This is a genomic window from Bacillus sp. mrc49 (genome assembly GCF_002803435.1).
Genome location: NZ_PHNG01000691.1, coordinates 41,282 through 61,717 on the forward strand (window position 1 = coordinate 41,282; position 20,436 = coordinate 61,717).

Here is a 20,436-nt window from a genome sequence, read left to right on the forward strand (position 1 = left end):
GCAATATATGTTCAACATTCAATCATCATATATATCGGAACCCCAGCTCCCTTTATTAAGATAAAAACCTTTAGCCGCAATAAAAATAATGCCGGCTCCATGGCAGCTCACTGATCGGAGCTACAACAAAAAAGCCCTACCAATGTGTACTGTCCCCCAATAGTTAGACACAACTAACAATGGGAGGTGCAGTTCACATTTTAGTGGGCTCCATTTTTATCTGTACTTACCCTAAATCGGCAAAAAGTTGGTCGGCTTTCCATGAATTTTCCTGCTGTCAAGGACGGCAATGCAGTCAGCCAACAGCTTGATCCCAGGTACAATTTGACTCTCGTTCACTTGGGAGATGCTCAATCGAATCAGATTTTCCTTTTTATATGGAGGTAAAAACATCCTAGAGGCATCATCCACATAGACATGCTGCTCGTGCAGCAGCTGGACGACCTGCTTCGCCTTCACATTCCCGGGCAAGCTGATGGAAAGATAAAATCCTGAAGCCGGTTTTGAAAAGGAAATGTTAGCCGGCAGCCATGCTTCACAGGCTTCTTGAACGAGAAGCATCTTCTTCCGGTACACCTCTTTCACTTTTTTAAGATGGCTATTGAACATCCCGCTTTTTAAATAAATTTCCAGCGCACCTTGGGAAAGTGCCGAGCTCGTAAAATCCACACAGAATTTAGCCTGCAAAAAATCCCTCATCATGATTGCTGGCAGAACGACCGTACCAATCCTTAACCCTGGAAGAAAAATTTTCGAAAGGCTTTTAATATAAATCACCCGCCCCGAAGGATCAAAGGAAAATAACGGATCAGCTTTCGAATCCGGATCAAGGTCTCCTAAAATATCATCCTCGACGATATAGACATCGTATTTTTCCGCCAGCTCAACGATTTTTTTCTTTTCACGATTCGTATAACCATGTCCAAGCGGATTGTGAAACCTCGGGACGATATAGAAAAATTTTATATCATTATTTCGAAACATGTATTCCAGCCGATCAAGATCGATTCCTTCCATCGTTAATTCTATACCAAAAACGGTAGCCTGCTGCAGATGGAGGGACTCGATGAAGCCGAAATACGTAGGCTGTTCGATCAAAATATTGTTTTTCCCATTCGGAAAAGCCAGAGAAACCAATAAATGAAGGGCTTGCTGCGAGCCAGATACAACGACCAAGCTTTCCGGCTCGGTGAACACCTGTAAACTTTGCAGATAGTTCACCAATTGCACGCGCAGCGAATACAGCCCTTGTGGATCGGAATAGGTAAAAAGCTCTTCTTTGTATTGGTCAATGGCCTGATTCAAACAATGCTGAAACTCGACATAAGGCATGATATTTTTATCCGGACCGGCAGACAAAAAATCAATTACCTCCTGCTCCTCCCTCGCCTTTTGAAAATCATTGACCACATAATATCCGCTTTTCGGAACCGAATAAATGACATGCTCTTTTTCAAGCTCATCATAAGCTTTCATGACCGTGTTTTTGCTGCAGTCATAATCCTCGGACACCTTCCGGACAGAAGGAAGCTTACTCCCTGCCGTAAGCGAACCCTCCTCCAGCCGGCGCTTCATGTCCGCCATGATCTTATTGTATTTCGAGCTCAATTTGTCGCCCTCCCTCCATCTGTACCAGGACAGATCAACAAAAAACTAGTTTATTTTTCATCTCTGTACTCATATTATGTTAATTATAGCAAAACTATTTTGATAAATGGTACAGATTTGAAACAACTAACAGAATGGGAGCTGGATAGAATGCAGGGAGAAAAAAGAGAAAAACTCGGATTATTATTAGGATTGGTCGGTGTCATTTGTTTTAGCTTAACGCTCCCTGCTACAAGGATTGCCGTCGAGCATTTCGGAACGACGGTCGTCGGCTTAGGCAGAACGGTCGTTGCGGCCATGTTAGTCGCGGTCGTATTGCTCATACGCAAGGAAAAATTACCCTCTCCCCGACAATTCAAAAGTCTCCTGATCGTTGCGGTCGGGGCCGTTTTAGGCTTTCCGCTCCTCACCTCGTGGGCCATGGAAGCCTTGCCCGTTTCCCATGGCGCGGTGGAAGTGGCGCTTTTGCCATTAGCGACAGCCGGATTTGCCATGCTTCGGGCCGGCGAACTCCCCTCGCTCAAATTCTGGCTATCAAGCGCATTCGGCTCCTTGGCCGTCATCATCTATGCCCTCCACCTTGGATTCGGCTCCCTGCAATATGCCGACCTAGCCCTGCTGACAGCCGTGATCATCCTCGGCCTCAGCTACGCGGAAGGAGGAAAATTAGCGAAGGAACTAGGCAGCTGGCAGGTGATTGCCTGGGCAATCATCATCGGTGCCCCCTTCTTCATCATCCCGGTCGCCCTAAGCATGACAACCGAAATGCTCCACGCCCCCATCCAAGCCTGGATCAGCTTCATCTATCTCGCCATCGTCAGCCAATTCCTCGCCTACGTCGCCTGGTACAGCGGGATGGCCATGGGCGGAATAGCCAGAGTCAGCCAAATCCAATACCTGCAGCCCTTTCTGATGATCCTATTCGCCACCCTATTCCTGAATGAATCCATCACCTATTTTACGATTGTAATCGCTGTGATTGTGGTACTTTCGGTTGTTTTTGGGAAGGGTGCTCGTGTAAGGAAGGTGGAGGTGGCTCGGGAGGGGTGAGTGGTTAGGTATGCTAGGGGTTGATTGCATTGACAACTGTTAAGTAATTACCCGGCTATTCTCCCAAAAAAAGGAACGAGTAGAGGGAAAGAGACATTCCCATCTGGTGATGTCTCTTTTTTAGTATTGATTTTTTTACTTCGCCTTCCGCTCAAAGTGATAATGAAGCCGATACTCACATATATCCTTAGTCATATTATACAGAACCCTCTGATCCTCTGGTCTGACATCAAAGTTCAGTTTAAAAATATCATCCTCGTAAGAAGTTAACCCTTTAGAGCTTCCACTCCATTTGGTCATAGGCATTGTTGAAATCAGCTTACTAATTCCAGCTTCATCGTAGTTCCATAGCTTTTTAGAGGATTTGTCACTAAAGTCGATTTGTTTTCGATACTCTACTTCTGTTAAGTAGCTATGAAAGAAGGGTGCTGCTTCTTTAGAAGTGATGGGCTTGGACCAGCTATCCTCTCCACGCTCTAGCATTGCTAGTAGAACGACCATCTTATAGCTCTTCGCCATACCTGTTTTCTCTACCTCCACTAGCCATTGCTTATAGCGGTGAAAGATGTCTGATTCTTGTTCTGAAAGCTCTTTAGCAAATTCCAGGAAACCATAATATGAAGAGAACTCTTGACGATACTGCGGAGACTCAGAGGCACCTTTTAAATGTAATTCTAAATAAGATGGCCTTCTTCCTAACTCCTGTTTTAATAGGAAATAATCATTTACTAATGTATCTCGTCTAGGCTGCTTCTTTTTTGCCATTTCCTTTAAGAGATTAATAACTTGGATATCTAATTGTATTTCGCATAACTCCGGAACAACCGGTTCAATGGCTTTAGCCTTCCTATTCGGATCTGTATCAAACAAGCTAAATTTAACATCTGCATTTCGATAATTACCGATTAAATCAATAATAACGCAATGATCCTTGGAGTCATGTAGCCGTAGCCCTCTGCCAATCTGCTGGGTAAAGACCGTTAAAGATTCTGTTGGCCTAACAAATAACAGCGTATCAACCGCCGGAATATCGACTCCCTCATTGAATAAATTGACCGTAAAAATAACATCAAGGACTCCATCTGCCAGCTGATTGATTGCTTCATCTCGATTCATGTCTTTTTGCTTTGAATGCAGACTAATTGCGCTAAATCCGTTTTGATTAAAAAAGGCAGAAAGAAAGTCTGCTTGCTTAATCGATGAACAGAAACCTATGGTACGAGTCTTTCTTTTGTCCTTCCACGCATTCAATACCTTTTCAGCCATCTCATCTCTTAGTTGAAGCTGTAACAACTCCTGTTCATCATATCGATTTCCGAGCCAAGTAATCTGACTATAATCAGTATGATCATACACACCAAAATACTTAAACGGCGCTAACCAGTTCCGTTGAATAGCCTCAAGGAAATCAATCCGGAACGCAACATTTCCACCACAGATAGCGTATACGTCCTTGTTATCATTTCTATCTGGAGTGGCCGTAATTCCAAGCAAGAATTTCGGTTTGAAGTAATCTAGTACCCGTTGATACGATTCAGCTGCTGCATGATGAAACTCATCCACGATAATCAAGTCAAATTCTTCAGGATCAAACACTTGCAAATGCCGCTGCATGCTTAACGTGTAAATCGAAGCAAAAATGGTATGTCCGTCACTTTCCTTCACCTTGCCATTATAAATTGAAAAGCGCCCCTCCGGCATAACCGTTTGGAATGACTTCTTCGCCTGATATAAAATCTCTTCAAGATGAGCAATAAAAAGCACTCGTTTAAAACTGCGCGCAAAGAATCCAGCTAAATATGTCTTTCCTAACCCTGTCGCCATTACGACTAATGCCTTTTCATAATCTTCTTCCATCGTTTTATTTAATTCCTCTAATGCTTCTATTTGCGCAAATCGAGGAGATATCTTCCCGTATGGCACAGATGGTTCATGAATGATCTCTGTTGTTGGAAAAGACTCATCACCATCACTTGGAAGCATCAAATCCATTTCCTCTGTTTCTGTCCACTTTTGAGGAAGATTTGGATTAGTGATAAGAAACTTTTCATAGCTTTCTTTATAATTTTTCAACGCTTCTTGATTTAAAGGAATCGTTTGATCACTATAAAACGTTTCTAAGAATAGATGCAGTCCTTGGGAAAAGACCGCTTCATCATCACTAACAGAAAGACTCCATTCCACTCCATTACTTAAGGCCGAACGTGAAAGATTAGATGATCCAACGAACAGGCTATCTTGATTTTCTTTTTGAAATAAGTAAGCTTTAGGATGAAAGGAGACCCCATTACTCTTCCATAATCTGACCTCAATCCTTGCATCAACCTCTAAGAGCATCCTTAATGCTTCTGGCTGGGTCACAAACAAATAATCGCCGGTACACACTTTAATTTCCGCTCCACGCTCCGCAGCTGCTTTTAATGCTTCCTTCAAATATTGAACACCAGATTTCATTACAAAAGAGGTTAAAATACAAATAGAAGAAGCAGAATCAATCTGCTTCAATAGATGTGTCCCTAATTGATTAGTAATTAATTGGACCTTACTCATCTTCAACCTCAACCAGATAAATCTTCTCCTTAAATCCCCCGCGTTTAGCTGCTTTCCTCTTTCGTACTTCCTCCACTTCCTCAATAGAAGCCCCATGATACTCAGCGAGAGCATGAAGGATTTCTAGCACATCGGCCAACTCTTCAATCGCAGCCTCTTTACCTTCAGTCTCTACATATTCCTGTAGCTCTTCAAAGCTCTTCTTTTTCAATTCTTCTATGTATTCCTTCTCATCTAACACTCTTGTTATAAATTTCTTACCTGTTGCTCCAATTACTTCAGGAATCCGATCACGAACTAATTTATTGTGGATAGGCATAAAATAGCCTCCTTTAAAGGTTTTCTTACAATTATATCACTTACCCGGATTTTGTATTTATCACAAACATCACTTAATCATGATATGATTTAATCATAGCAAACCTATAGGAGGATAACATGAAAAAGCAAGTTAAAGTAGTTGCAGCCATCATTGAAAATGAACAAGAGGAAATACTATGTGCTTTACGCTCTCCCGATATGAGCATCCCGAACATGTGGGAATTCCCAGGTGGAAAAGTAGAAAAAGGCGAGGATCTTTTTACTGCTTTAAAAAGAGAGATTGATGAAGAGTTACAATGCAAGGTTGAAACGGAGACTTCAGTCTTTAATGATACTACGCATGAATATGAAACCTTCATCATTAACCTACTGTCTATAAAATGTAGAATCATTGGAGGTACCCCAACAGCCAATGAGCACTCTAAACTAATTTGGCTAAAGCGCGAGAATCTAAGCTCTCTAAAATGGGCTCCTGCTGATATTCCAGCTGTGGAGCAATTGATCAATGAAAAAAATAGTCTTCTCAAATGAGAAGACTATACTCTTTTCGTGAACTCCGTATATAAACCAGCTGGGACTTCATCCTCTAATTCCATCTTAACGGTAATTGGCTTTTCTCCTTCATATTCTACGGTGTTACCCTTCCCGATATAAATATAAGGTTCTGTCTTTCCATCTATTTCTTTATACTTTCTAATAAATAAATGTAAATGGATCCCTCTATCCTGGTTGAATACAATATTCTTCCCTCTCTCAGAGGTTGGGGCTGTACTATTTGGTGTCTGCCATTGAAACATCCGCTCGTTTATAAATTCATCGTGGTAATTAATGCTTTCTTTTATATCCTCTTCCTTGTGTAAATCAATAAACAAGAAATAGTCATTTCCATTTGAAAGTAAACCAGAACCTCTAAAAGCACTATGACTTTTGCGATAATTTGATAATAATGCAGCATCACCCATTTGATATTGCTCATACAGTTTCAAATGTGGCACACCATAGTAGTCTTCTTTGAATTCCTTTTCATATCTAAATACTCCATAAATAATAAGATCCTCGATATATGCTCTATATTCATCATTCTCTAGAACCCTCTCATAAGTTGATGTCTTAGATAAATGACCATTTTCAAAAGCAAATAACTTTAAGTTCCTCTTTTTCTGACCAGGATCATAAAAATCCTGATTTAGACACTGCAAGGCATGCAATACGCTATCTTCATCTACCTCTTTAACTAACTTCAATATCTCATGTTTTGCGGTTTCTAAAGAAATCTCATCATGATCCAATAGATATTTAGCAATCGCAAACTCATACACTCGCTTTAAAGGTAGCTTACTTGATAACTCCCTTAATACACCTTCAAATGCTTCGTCCAGTAATAGCCTTTTCAAGGAATCGTTTTTTTCTACCTTAGCTACAAATTGCAAATAGGTTTTTTCACGATTAATAAACTTAATCGGATCGGGAGCTCCATCAAACTTCATATAATCCATTAATAATAAAGGAATTTTACCTTGATTCATTTTCTTAAATTCAAAATACTCTTCCTTCAAATATTTGAGTGAATTAAAGTTTTCCTTATCAATCTGCGCTAATATCCGTTCTTCCGAGATTTTATCCATTTGAATATGTGTACAACCTGGAATGTTGGCAAAGCCAGTCGCAATCGCAACCTTCAAGCTCTCTTTATCGTAATAACGGCTTCCATTTAATGCGATGGCGATTAAGAACGTTTTACTATGATTGCCGATAAAATCAAGGACAGTTAGAAAACTCTTGTCTTTGTGCTTACGAAGTCCTCGTCCTAGCTGTTGAATAAAAACAATCGGAGAATTAGTTGGTCTAAGCATCAAAACGGTATTTACTGAAGGAATATCCACACCCTCATTAAAAATATCAACGGTGAAAATAAATTCCAAGTCATCCTGGTCATCTTCTAATCTACTTATATAATGTGATCTCAGCTCAACTGAGTCATTTCCAGATAAACAGATACTTTGTATCCCTCTATTATTAAATTCCTGGGCCATATATTGTGCGTGTTCAACGGTTACGCAAAACCCTAGACCTTTTCTTTTGTCCCCGTCATGGCCATAGAAATTCATATTCTTAATAATAAAGTCGACTCTCTCGTTAACCTTTAATCGCTTCGTTATCTCCGCTACATCGTCAATATCTACATCACTTAAATCAATTCCCTCAATGTCAGTAATACCAAAATAATGAAAGGGAATCACCAGTTCATCCTCTAAAGCCTCATGTAAACGAACCTCTAATGCCACATTATTATCGAATAGATCAAAAACATTTTGTTGATCGCTTCTCTCTGGAGTAGCTGTCATTCCTAATGTGAACTGAGGGTTGAAATATTCTAGCACGGCTTGATAGCTAGGACTTGTTGCATGGTGAGCCTCGTCAAAAATAATATAATCAAATTCGTCTCGTTTAAATTCCTCATAGCATTTAGACAAAGTTTGAATGGTGGAGAAAATATAATCAGCATTTTTTTGCTTTTGATTTCCAGTCAGTAATCCAGACGTCAGCTTTTCATTTGGTAGGAGCTTTTCAAAGGTCTCTTTTGCTTTTTTTAATATTTCTTCTCTATGTACAATGAACAATAATCTTTTAGGCCTGAATCCCTTTACGTCAAAAGCAGACATATACGTTTTACCAGTACCTGTTGCCGCTATAACTAGGGCCTTCTTTTCCCCAAACGATCTAATTCTTTCAAGGTTTTCAACCGCACGTTTTTGCATGTTATTAGGAATGATATATTCAGAGCTTTCATAAATAAATTGCTGCGTATTCGTATAGCTCTTTAATTTACTCAAAAACTCTTCATACTTACCTATAAAATTGTCATCGGCAACGACACTACTATTCCATAAGCCATCATATTCCTTAAGTACATCTTTCAAAAATTGAGCATCCTCTTTAGCAATAATCTCCACATTCCACTCAATATTACTCTTAAGAGCACTTTGAGTAATATTAGAAGAACCAATAATCACCTTATAACGATCCTTACATTCAAAAATATACGCTTTCGTATGAAAACCAATCGCCTTATCTGTTTCAAAAATCTTCAAATGGATATTACTAAACTCATTTATTTTCTTTAAAGCCTTCGCTTCAGTAAAATTAAGATAAGTAGAAGTAATAATCTTCCCCTTTACTCCCCTTTTTTCCGCGTTCTTGAAAGTATCCAATAAAAGCTGAAGACCACTATAATTAATAAAAGCGACGCTGAAATAAAACCTTTCACACTCATTTATAGAAGAAATTAATTCATTTAATAAATTACCCTTGTCTGAATTGACAATTAGCTTTTTCTCGATGCTCATGATTTGCTCCTGACTGTGGTTATATTAGAGAATGTTTCAGATAATAAAAGATTGCATAATTTGTCTAACATTTATCTTTAGATTATCAAAACAAATAATTTCCCATGAAAAAACAGCTAACAAGGTCAGCTGCATAATTAATTTAGTCCATAAAACTATACTAACTCCACTGTAGTTTCTAGTAAAAACGGAAGTATTATAACTGCAAAACAAGAGGATATAACCTTCCACAGTTATCCCCTCTTAAAAACATTAAATATTTCCACCTGGTCGGTTTATAGGAGTACATTTAGAATCGAAACAGCCTTTACTTGTTCCTTGAAATGCAAGTATAAATCTTTGAAGCATATCTGAATCATGTTGAAAAACCGTCATCCAAATTGAAAAAAAGCCTGTTGCTAGAGCTGTATCAACTATTTGGTCTCTCATTGATTTGGTGTTAGTCATTAGTAAATTCTGGTTAGCTCGTTCAGCCCTTAATAAAGCTGTTCTTCTTTCGCTCCAACGTCTGTCTTTCATTTCTGAGTTAATATTAAGATCGTCGCTAGGTACACGATCTAGTCCTGTTAACTTTATGGTATTTTTGGCCATAGACAAAATCTTTGGTGTAAGGTTTGCGGGAGTTGTAATTAATCCTCCTGATATATATATGAAAGCCAATGAAGTATTGTCTTTATCAGGCCAAAGAAAATCACTTAGAATTACAGATTTATTTCCTTTGATAGAATTACAATTATTACAGGCAATTAAAAAATTCTCCCAATCCAATTCTAAATTTGGTTTTTTTGATTTTGGTTGTATATGTTCTACTGCAATATTACCTCCTAAATATCTTTCACAATAAGAACAATATGCCCCTAATCTAGTAATTAAATGTCCCCTTGATTGTTGATAAAATTCTAACTGAACTGGGTTACCCTCTTGATCTAATGGAATAGTCCCCTTATCAATTGGTCTCATCCTGTTCTCACTCCAATCCAGCTGACTTTCTCTCCATTTGTAAAAATGCATAATAAGCCACGTCTTCACTGTACATTGATTCTAACTGATCTAGTTTAAGTTTTACCTTTTCTAATTCTATACTAGAAATATCTTTTCCTTCTTGTAAAAGTTTATAGTATTTTTGTGCTACTCTATACATTTCATTAAGCTTTTCACTTCTTTGTACATCTTTTAATTCCATTACATTCTCAGAAATATCTTCAATACTTTTGTTTACAAATTCTTCTCTGCTAACTACCTCATCATCATCTACTTCATGAAGACGTCGGAGTTCTCCTTCTTCAAGTGATTGAATAATAAATGGAGAATGTGTAGTTGTTATAAACTGAACCATTGGAAAAGTACGTTTTAAATCATTTACAATTCTGCGTTGCCAACTAGGATGCAAATGCAGATCAAGTTCATCAATTAGAACAACACCTGGTGTTTGTTCAACAACTAGCTCACCTAATGCTGGATTTAATTGAGCCATTTTATGTGCAAGATCAGCAACAAGACCAATTGTATTGCGAATTCCATCACTAAGTAACCGAAATGGTATTGCAGTATTATCATGACCAATTGCTCTTAACTCCTCTGAATCAACATCAAATTCAAGTGTCTGCCATTGCTGCATGCAAACTGTAATTGCCTGTCGTACTGCCTTAAGGACAGGAGGAGCTTCTTTTCTTTGCAGCTCAATATAGGTCATTTTTTCCATCCAACGGAAGAAATGCTTTTCATTAGATGCAGGATCCAAACAATATGAATATCCCTCTAGCCTATCAACTTTTCTTTTAACTTCAATTCTTTCCTTCTTTTGCACCCAAAGTCTACCAGTTCCGTAATAGGATATTACCGGAAGTATCACTGGTTCACCTTTTGATACTTCTTTTTGAAGTTTAGAAGCATAATCAATAATTGACTTTGCATTTTTACTTGTTGTCGAGCCTTGCTTTCCGTTTACTGCTCTTGACCACTCTAATATATTTCCTCCTATCCTACCTTTACTAGTTACCCTAACAGGAAATTGCATTTGAACATCAGATAGACCACCATGTATATATATTTTGCGGTATATTTCATCTCGCCTAATATGCCTGGATTGAACGCCATTCAATCCACTTAAAAAGGAACCTAATGTAACAGCCAAGCCATCTAGAACAGCAGTCTTACCACTACCGTTATCACCGACAAGTACAGTAAACTGGTCCGAAAAATTTATATGCCGCTTTTCAAAACCGTGAAAATTTTCCATTAATAACTCAAGAATTTTCATGAATGCACCTCCTGTTCAATTAATACAAATACGTATTTTATAATTGAATAAATTAATATATTTTAAAATGTTTAGTTTATAGAATTAATCCTTTCCTTTTAACTGAATAATATAACATAATTATTAACTTTTTTTAAAAGTTTATTACGCCTAACTTTAAATGACCCCCTAACGAAAATATGTGGAGTTTTCAGAAAAAATTGTATACATACCCATTATTATGATGCTCCAAGTCATGGAGATCTTATATCTTCTCAGAATTCATGCATACTAGTGGGAGTTGAAAGCCTTTAGGGGTGGACTTAAATGGAGGATACCAATTAATTACTCATTTGTATTCAAAGTAAAATGATCAAAAATCCAAATCCACTTATTTACATGTCCCTATATTCCTAGTCCTAGATTTGGCTTTTATCACCATTAAAATCAAGAAATATCAAAAATATGATATTAAATTAACCTAGTAGGACATTTAGTAATTATGACATCAAACCAATAAAAAATGCAGTTCGGAAAGAATCCCTGAACTCCATTTTTATGACTTGAGTAGACTTTAAACTTAAATTAGTTCATTCATAGGGAAGTTTAATATATCATTTACAGAAAACCTAAGAGATTTACCATTTGCATTTATTCCTCTGATGGACAAGTAAGAATAAAACTCAGGGGAAGTCAAGATTTCTTCTGCTACATCTAAATTCTTATCAGTTAACGGAATGATATAAAATCCCGAATAGGGTATTGTATTCTTATCAAGACGATGGACTCTAACCTCATTGGTGATTACAGAAGATATTAAAATCTTTTCTTGATTTAAATATGGAAGAGCCTGACTTCTACCATATTCAAACCATTTCGCAGATTTATCTGATTTTCTTTTATTCAACCCTTCAGAAACACTTAATAAATATTCGTATGCTCCTGGATAATTAATTTTAAAAGCTTCTTCTTCATACTTTTCCAATTTATTATTTATATAAGCATAAGGGAAAATAATATATTCTTCTCTATTTATAGAAAAACTTCTAGGACTAGCAGCACAACGAAGTATTCCTTTTTCTATACGAAAACCTCCTATATCTATAAAACATTCGTTCTCATATAAAATAGTACTCTTATCAATCAAGTATGCTTCATTTAATAAAGTTGCTACACTATTAGATACTTTAAAAAAATCCCCAAATTTTTTTGAACTATCATAAAAACCAGCACTTACATTAGATGAAAATAACCATTTATCTATTAACAACATTTTATCAATTAAAAGAACTTGGTCGTTATCAACGTCATAATATTTTATTGAATTCTCTTGTTTTTGATTATTTATACATATAATTGCTGGTGAGGTTAGGATATCTTTACCAAAAATTGAACTTTCCCTATAATCATATATTTTTTCAAGAGTATTCTTCATAATGTTTCTTATTCTTTTACCAAATACATTTTTAAAAATACTATTTGGAATTATATAAGACATTCTCCCGATATTACTTAGCTCTTTTATACTTTTCTCAATGAATGCATAACAATAGTCAAATTTCCCTTGACAACATGATGTAAAATTTTGTTTTATAAACACTCTATCTTCTAAATTTAATCCTTGATACATAATATAAGGGGGATTCCCTACAATAAAATCCATTTTTCCTTCAAGATCATATCTTAAATAATCTGTATTAATAATTTTCCATTTTACCTCTTTTATAGCATACTTACTAACTTCCCTATTCAGATTCTTAATACAAATATCACTAACATTCTTATCAATTTCAAAACCTAATATATATTTCTCTAAATCTTCTTTTATTTCTTCTGTTGAATGATGAAGATCTATCGATGCTTCAATATATCTTTTCACAATTTCTATTAAAATATTCCCTTCACCACATGAGTTCTCTAAAATATATTTTCCTACAATTTGTTTTCCTTCATAATTTATAGCATCTAACATTTTCTTTACATATGGTACAGGGGTGAAAATTTGGCATTTACTATTCACAATGTTTCACCAACAATAAAATTAATAATCTTTTCTTCTTTTACTTTCAATTTTAAGAATAAGCTTTTGAATTTCATTAATAATTGGCTCTCCTTCATACTTATCACAAAAATCTTTCATTTCCATTAGCAAATAATCTAACCTTCTTAATTGATTATTTAATTTTAATTTAGTATAAAACTCTTTAATTACATCATTATCATCATATTCTTTTTTTATTTCTATTGACAAATCAGTTTTACGATTAAATATTAGAGGCAACTGATTATTATCTGGATGCAACATATATAAAGCCTCAGAGTTACATAAAAAATCTAGTTTCCCTCTATTACACATTGTACAACTGTTAACTAAATTTTTTATACCTTGAATATGCTTTTTATCATATCCTAAATTTAAATCCAAAACGGCTTTTGGTATAAAATGATCCACTTCAAAATTAGAGGAATTTATCACTTGTGTACTTATTCCACAATAAACGCATTTATTGTAATATAAGTTTTTGAATTTCACATTATAAATTTTCCCATTTTTATTAATGTTATTATATATATTCCAAGCTCTAGGAAAATCCAATTTAAATTCATCCATGAATTTTATTTTTTTTTCTCCTAAAGAATGATCTAGTTCATTATATGATGTATTTCTATAATCCTTTTTATGCTTAGTTATCATACTTAATCTTAACCTCATTAAAGAGTCCAATTAACTTATCCAAATCTTCCTTTTCAAATAAAGCTGTATCGTGAATCCCTGCAATTGTAGATTGTATTGTTCCTATCAATACAGAATCAACTTCATTGTCAAGAGTTAATTGATTTAGTACTTCAAACTCTTCGATTATAGACAAAATATTCCTTTTTATTTTTGGCGCTAAATACTTATCATAATATTCTCTAGCTTCAGCTAAATCCATCGACCCATTAGCTTGAAATTTTCTTATAGTTAGAGAATCAGAACTGGAAGCATTTTGACTAATTACAATAGTTTTAATAAACGGTAGAACTTGCCTTAATATGATTTTAAATTGCTCTCCAGTAAATTTACTTAAGCTAGAACTCTCGTTTTCAAATAACCTAGAATCAATAATAATAATATTTGAACTGTTTATGATACTATTACTTAATAAGGTTTTATAATTATCTGTACTTTCAAATGTGTAATCAGAAAATGCCAAATGATATTTAAATTCATTTGTTTGATTGTGCTCTTTACAGAATACATCCAAATATCTATCTAATATATTGTCTATTCTATCATCAATATAACAAATATTAATAATCTTCTTCATTTTACACTTACCCCTTTAATGATAAATCTATATTAAAACCATTTTCTCCATATATTCCAATAACTTTACCGCCATACATATGTAAAGTATTATTAACTATCCACATACCTAAACCATGACCATCTTCTCTAGAAGTTTCATGCACATCTAATATTCGCCCTGGATCATTTTTATATTTCCTATTTAAACCACGCCCATTATCACTATATTTCAAACTAATTAAATCTTCATTTACTTCTGCTACTATTTTTATTATTAGTCTATCTTTCAATTCATTATGTTGGATACTATTTAATATCAAATTATCAAAAATAACTTCTAATACATCATCAGTAAATTTGTATACTCTCGGCATTTCACTTATTTGGATATTAAAATCCAGCCAATTATATTGCTGTTTCCATAAATCTATTATTTTGATTATCACATTTTCAACTGATTCAATTTTAGAATTAAATTTATTTTTTTCGATTTTATTAAGAATTAAATCTAAAAATGCTATTAATTTAAGATTAATTTCTTCTAAATTTTTCAAAGTCTTAGGTACATTCTTATAGGCAACTCTAGTACATTCATCTGAATTTAACTCTTCCCAAAATCCATATTCCTCCAACGCACTTATAATATCTTGGTACCCTGTACTTAATGCATTTCTTTTATTTTGTAATTCATGTGCAATAGCACTTGCTCTTAAACCTTGCGTAGCTAAGACGTTTAAAATTCGAACATCATATTTATGCTTTTGCTCGCTTTCTTTATATACTTTTGATTGTTCTATTGCTTCTCTCTGAATATCTTTTATTTCAGTAACTAGTGAAACAATTTCTTGCTTTGACATTTTTGTTACAGTTGATGGTTTTTTCAAAAATTCATTTAATTTCTTTTTTTCTTCTTTATTCTTATTATTTTCTGTGTTCTGTTTTTCAACTATTTTTCTAATAATTGATTGCCTATATTTCTCGAATCTACTTATTCCAAAATGTATAATTTCAACAAAGGAATAGTAGAATTCATCTTCTTCTAAGCCTTGTCTATTAGCTATATCTTTTAAATTATCATTTGTTACTTTATCAATTGTCACAAAGCCATAAATTTGATTTAAGCGAACTCTCCAACTACCTGATAGATGAGTGGCTGCCGCTGGAGATTTTCTAGCACGGGAAGCTATTTCAAGCCAGTCCTTTTTTCCTTCAAGAGAAGAAATACTAAATTCATTCCTATATAGAGCAATATTTGTATCTATACCAAGTAATCCATTGTATTTATACATAAATTTTTTTGCTATATCATTAGTCTGTTTTTCTAAATAAAAATAAAATTCAGCACTAAAATCACCTAATTGTGTAAGGTAAAAATGCGAATCTTCACTAGATTTAGCAGATTTTAGTTCGTTTTCCATACTAAAAGTTTCTTTATAGTGTTTAGCAAAATTGCTATCTACTATTTTACCAATTTCTTGATTAAACTCATCTGATTCTGTAGTCACTGTTAATTCCATTTTTTCACTATCATAATTTAATAATATTTTCGAACTATAGTTAACACCCATATTTAAATCTTTAAATATGGACTGTATCTGAAACGGTTTATCCTCATTAAAATGAACAAATACTTTCATATCTCCACTTTTATAAGCTCTATTAAGAAATGCCTTTAAATTCTCTATATCCTTCAATCGCCATTTATCTCTTAAATCTGTAATCTCTATATAAGTTCCCGTTTTAAACTCAACTGTTAACTCTTTAAAACCAGAAGTAATCCAATCCGTTTCCCAATGTACTGGAATATTGTTTTCTTTTTTTGATATAATTTTTGCCTTATTCCCTAATCTCGCTAAAGCAAATCTTCCTACACCTTTTGATCCTGTTAAAATTCTATTATTATTTTTATCTTTATAGCCCTTATTACTTTTACCAACATGCATCCAACTTTGCTTTATATCTAATTCATTCATTCCATTACCATTATCTATAATTTTTATATGATCATTATTAATATAAATATCACAAGTCTTAGCTCCTGCATCATAACTATTTTTCAGTAATTCAAAGATTGCAGATTCTTTAGTACTAAAGTTCTGTCTTCCCAACAATTCAGCAATTTCTCTATCTTCTATTGTAAATTTAAGATTCTCCACCCAATCACTCCAGTATACTAAGAATGAATAATAATAGTTTTGTAAAATCATTATATACTTTTATTTACACCTTATAATACTTTTTAATTTTAAAAATACTTATTTTACTATTTTTACAAACAGTAGGTAGTTACCGATATTACGGTTCACCTTATAAAATTTAATAAATTGTATTCTCTCCTTCATAAATAATTTATCGGCAGTTTTAAATCTAATATTAACCTGATGTCTTACCATCATCCTGTTTAATAATACTATAGTTCTATCTTTATTTATGATATGTGATCTGTAAGGAAATTAGACATACAATTATGAGAGCCATCGACACCAACTTGTTACAATTCATATAAGGACAAAAAAATTCGTTATCCCCATCTATCTATATCTTATAACTCTTGTGGCCATAGATCGTCATCTGCATTTAGTAATTGTAGAATAAAGTTAAAACATATCAACCAATTGCATCAAATAAAGTTTGTAATACACCCCTGCTAAATCCCCTCCAATAACGCTCAATGATGTACATCTTTCGTGAATTTCGAATTTCATAAAAGAAGCATTTATTTTCTCATAGAATTTAATTTTAACTGCTTTTTGATTTTCTACTTTAAAAAGAACACTTGTTATCTAAAAGACAATCAAATGCTTTTTTGTTAGCTTTATGAATATTTCAGGACAAACCTAATACGAAACCAAACGATCTTTTATTAATTCGTAATTTTCCCTGTAAGATTATTTTATAAATTAAGAAAATTCCCCTTACCTAGTTATCGTTCTTATTTTCATAATTTATTTCTTTATACTAATAAAACTTATCTAAAAATATTTCCTTTCATTTCCCTGTCTACAACTTATACTATATACCAACAATTTCCTGATGTATGTCCAATATATCTTAGATCCTTTTCTCACTCTTTCTTTTAAGTAAGTACTCCTGGCCTTTTTCAAATGTAAGATTTATTTCTTCTACATAAATTGGAACTAGTATATAGATATGTCCTATTTAATACGAATGTTATCTATCTCATATTCTTGGGGACAACATGCCATTATGCATAATAACTTTGTATTTGATTCAACTGGCTATGAGGGTTCTCCATTTGGAAGAATACCCCCTTCTGCAAGCCATCCATCATAAATATGTGGTATATCAGCTACTTTCCTTAGCCACCCAATAGGCCAATAATGGTTTTGACCTTTCATTTTTACAACTATTTCAAATTGACCGAATTCCCTAGTTCTACCACTTTTTTCCTACTACATTACTACTAACCAATATTTTCTATAAACACTTTAAAAATTCATTAATAAACTAAAATAAAAAGCATTAGATACAAGAATCAAATCCTTTATCTAATGCTTCTCATTATTATTTAGCTAAAGTTTTTAGAAACTCTTCAAAATTATTACTCGCAAAATAAGTCACGGGGTATAAATCTGCAGACTCTTCATGATTCCAAACACAAACAGAAGGTTCTTCGTTATTCCCTCGGTAGTCTAAACATACAAAATCACCCGCAAATAAAACTGCTATTGGCAATAATTCTACCCCTACTAAATCTTCATCAAAAACAATTCTCTCTTCTAACTGCGTTCTAACAACACCAATATCATAAAATTCATCATCACTTTGGCCAGTCACTTTTAGTATACACAAAAACCTATCTATGACATAACTATGATTATTACAGACGAAACTATCTTTTATCGGAACAGCTCCATTATTCTTTTTAATAAATTCTTTATATGCACTAGGTAATTTAATTCTCCATTTTCTTTCTTTCTCAGATAACAAAGTATCGTCTGGTACTGGATAAATAACAGAACCATCTTTAATTTCCATAATACTTATACCTCCTCAATTTTATGTTATCTTGGAGCATCTGCCCACATACCTTTTGTTCTTCCACCATTATGAGGTGTGATATTATGAATGCCAAATTGAACTAATTCCATCTTACCAGGCACTTCCGTATGATGCCAAGTCATTCCCTTTTGAGTTCCACCAATTTGTTCATCTAACCATTTAAATTGGTGTTTATCTGACAACTTCCAAAACTCTTCAGGCAGATGAACTGTTTCCTTAACAAGATCCGCACTTGCAAAATCAGCAAATCCATATCTCATACCTTCTACTTTATTTACAGTTATTTTGGGAATATGACCATTTGATATTGCCATTTCTTTTATCTTTCTTCTTTGAGATGAAGATAAACTATCTCCACCTGGAACATTATCATCCCAAGACCATGGTCTATTAGATTCCACATGTTCTTTATATACTTTTGCATAGTCATCTATAACGTTATCAAAGTTCTTACTTCCATTAATAAACTCGTCTATATTTTTAAAATTAGCTTCACTTACTCCCTTACTTCCATTACCCGTGCCCTTATTAACTTTCCACTCCACCCTAGCCATCCTAACCAACCGTTCCTTCAACCCAACCCCATCAACCACATTATAAGGCACCCCGCCTGCCATCGACAGTTGGTTTTTTGGGTTGTAGGGCAATAGGTTAGGGATGGTGGCGAGTTCTTTTGCCTTCGTTGCGCCTTTTACTGCGGCGGCTTTGGTTGTGGCTACGCCTGTCTTCGTTATGGCTCCTGCGCCTTTTGTTCCAACCACTGATGTGACGACTGTTCCGAGGGCATAGGTTACCCAGTGGGAGCGGGAGTAGGCGTCGCCATTTATCATGTCTCGTTCATATGAATCCGAGATGGCTTTGGAGATATATTTATAGGTTTGAATCGGGTGCAGGATCGAGTTTGCTACGCCTTCGACCGCTTGCATTGGGTCTGTGACGAGGTCATAAATGCCTGTGACGAAGTCTTTTCCGACGTCGAACAGGCCAACGCCGATTCCTTTGGCGATGTCTGCGGTTTGTTTGGCGTTTTCTAGCTGCATGACCAGTTGTTGCTGGGTGGGTGCTAGGTTTTCGTAGCCGATTTGCTTGGCGATTTTGAGGTACTCGTCTGGATCTGTGACACGATCGAGCTGGGCCTTCAGGTCTTTGATTCGGCGATTCTCCGCTTCCGCTTGCTTCACCTGGAGATATTGTGCGGTTTCTTGCTTCCTTACTTCCAGGTTTTTATAGGCTTCGCTATTTTTGTAGGCTGTTGCATTAAAGTAGAGCGGGGATACTTGTCCTCCCCTTGTGCTGGATGCTTCCAGTTGCTCCATGAGTGCCGTTAATGCGGCTTGTTCTTGTTCGGATTTGGCGTATTCAGCTGTCCACTTGTGGTCGATTTCGTTTACTTTGTGGATCGTTTCGTTCCGTTTCGTTTCGGCTTTTTCGATGTTGTCAAAGAACGTGTCATCGGAAAAAGACTGTAATTGAATGATGTCATCAATTTCTGAAAAGATTTTTTTTAGGTCATTTTTTTGGGCCGTGACCATTTCCTTGGCATGGCGATTGGCGTTTTGTAGTTCTCCTTCTAAAAAAGGGACCGTGACCACGGTTTCATTCAAGTTCGCTTCGATTGCATCGCCTTGAATGCCACTAAAGAAGGCAATTTGCCGCTCGATCAGGCGCAACCAGGCATCGGCGACATCGATCTGCGCTTGGTAAAACCCTTTGATGGCCTCCGCGCCTTGCCCTTGCAGCTCATTATCCAAATGGACGATGCTTTGAAATCCTTTTTTCAATTCCGTAAGCTGTTCTTTCAGGTCCTTATATTGTCCGACACGCTTTTGCATGGCAGATACAAGTGTTTGAGATTCGTAAATCAGCGACATAGTGGAAAGTCCTTTCAACTGCTTTTCTACTAACTGGATTTCGTTCGTATGTATGGATTATATCTACTGTTAAATTGTGGATTAAATATAGTTTAGAAGAGTTTCTTCATTTATTCAAGAAATGAAGGGGATTTC

The 20,436-nt window shown here is 35.1% G+C and carries 15 protein-coding genes; 2 read left to right on the plus strand and 13 right to left on the minus strand.

Annotated features, from left to right (window positions below; translation table 11 throughout):
- Positions 1 to 231 precede the first annotated feature (231 nt).
- On the minus strand, positions 232 to 1,608 hold the full coding sequence (locus CVN76_RS14480; RefSeq protein WP_100531847.1) for an aminotransferase-like domain-containing protein: 1,377 nt from the start codon (positions 1,606 to 1,608) through the stop codon (positions 232 to 234).
- A gap of 150 nt (positions 1,609 to 1,758) precedes the next feature.
- On the opposite strand from CVN76_RS14480, the gene CVN76_RS14485 reads away from it, so the two are divergent.
- Complete coding sequence (locus CVN76_RS14485; protein ID WP_100531848.1) at positions 1,759 to 2,658, plus strand: DMT family transporter; 900 nt, start codon at positions 1,759 to 1,761, stop codon at positions 2,656 to 2,658.
- A 135-nt stretch (positions 2,659 to 2,793) separates the two neighbouring features.
- On the opposite strand, the gene CVN76_RS14490 is transcribed toward CVN76_RS14485, so the two are convergent.
- On the minus strand, positions 2,794 to 5,208 hold the full coding sequence (locus CVN76_RS14490) for a DEAD/DEAH box helicase family protein (RefSeq protein ID WP_100531849.1): 2,415 nt from the start codon (positions 5,206 to 5,208) through the stop codon (positions 2,794 to 2,796).
- Positions 5,201 to 5,527 carry a nucleoside triphosphate pyrophosphohydrolase gene (locus CVN76_RS14495; protein ID WP_100531850.1) on the minus strand — a complete coding sequence of 109 codons (327 nt, stop codon included), beginning with the start codon at positions 5,525 to 5,527 and terminating at the stop codon, positions 5,201 to 5,203. The genes CVN76_RS14490 and CVN76_RS14495 overlap by 8 nt, the downstream gene beginning before the upstream one ends.
- A 119-nt stretch (positions 5,528 to 5,646) precedes the next feature.
- On the opposite strand from CVN76_RS14495, the gene CVN76_RS14500 reads away from it, so the two are divergent.
- Entirely contained in the window at positions 5,647 to 6,060 is a 414-nt protein-coding gene (locus CVN76_RS14500; RefSeq protein ID WP_100531851.1) for a (deoxy)nucleoside triphosphate pyrophosphohydrolase, read from the plus strand.
- Positions 6,061 to 6,065: 5 nt separating this feature from the next.
- Here CVN76_RS14500 and CVN76_RS14505 read toward each other — a convergent pair whose 3' ends face one another.
- The 10 genes from CVN76_RS14505 to CVN76_RS14550 all read right to left on the minus strand — a co-directional run bounded on the left by CVN76_RS14505 (position 6,066) and on the right by CVN76_RS14550 (position 20,301).
- On the minus strand, positions 6,066 to 8,876 hold the full coding sequence (locus tag CVN76_RS14505) for a DEAD/DEAH box helicase (protein WP_100531852.1): 2,811 nt from the start codon (positions 8,874 to 8,876) through the stop codon (positions 6,066 to 6,068).
- Between the two features lie 252 nt (positions 8,877 to 9,128).
- On the minus strand, positions 9,129 to 9,836 hold the full coding sequence (locus CVN76_RS14510; protein ID WP_100531853.1) for an HNH endonuclease: 708 nt from the start codon (positions 9,834 to 9,836) through the stop codon (positions 9,129 to 9,131).
- Positions 9,837 to 9,843: 7 nt separating this feature from the next.
- Entirely contained in the window at positions 9,844 to 11,136 is a 1,293-nt protein-coding gene (locus CVN76_RS14515) for an AAA family ATPase (protein WP_100531854.1), read from the minus strand.
- 559 nt (positions 11,137 to 11,695) lie between these two features.
- On the minus strand, positions 11,696 to 13,135 hold the full coding sequence (locus CVN76_RS14520) for an Eco57I restriction-modification methylase domain-containing protein (protein ID WP_198512560.1): 1,440 nt from the start codon (positions 13,133 to 13,135) through the stop codon (positions 11,696 to 11,698).
- Between the two features lie 21 nt (positions 13,136 to 13,156).
- The gene (locus CVN76_RS14525; RefSeq protein WP_157805667.1) at positions 13,157 to 13,810 is read right to left on the minus strand and encodes an HNH endonuclease; all 654 of its coding nucleotides are present in this window, start codon (positions 13,808 to 13,810) and stop codon (positions 13,157 to 13,159) included.
- A complete protein-coding gene (locus CVN76_RS14530; RefSeq protein WP_100531856.1) occupies positions 13,800 to 14,426 on the minus strand; it encodes a hypothetical protein in 627 nt (208 codons plus the stop codon). The genes CVN76_RS14525 and CVN76_RS14530 overlap by 11 nt, the downstream gene beginning before the upstream one ends.
- Before the next feature lie 7 nt (positions 14,427 to 14,433).
- Positions 14,434 to 16,563: an ATP-binding protein gene (locus CVN76_RS14535; protein ID WP_198512561.1), complete on the minus strand. Its 2,130-nt coding sequence runs from the start codon at positions 16,561 to 16,563 to the stop codon at positions 14,434 to 14,436.
- 1,083 nt (positions 16,564 to 17,646) lie between these two features.
- Positions 17,647 to 17,766 (minus strand): suppressor of fused domain protein, encoded by a 120-nt coding sequence (locus tag CVN76_RS31805; protein ID WP_232732242.1) that lies wholly within the window; start codon positions 17,764 to 17,766, stop codon positions 17,647 to 17,649.
- Between the two features lie 166 nt (positions 17,767 to 17,932).
- Entirely contained in the window at positions 17,933 to 18,406 is a 474-nt protein-coding gene (locus tag CVN76_RS14545) for an SMI1/KNR4 family protein (protein ID WP_100531858.1), read from the minus strand.
- A gap of 26 nt (positions 18,407 to 18,432) precedes the next feature.
- A complete protein-coding gene (locus CVN76_RS14550; RefSeq protein WP_100531859.1) occupies positions 18,433 to 20,301 on the minus strand; it encodes a T7SS effector LXG polymorphic toxin in 1,869 nt (622 codons plus the stop codon).
- Between the last annotated feature and the right edge of the window lie 135 nt (positions 20,302 to 20,436).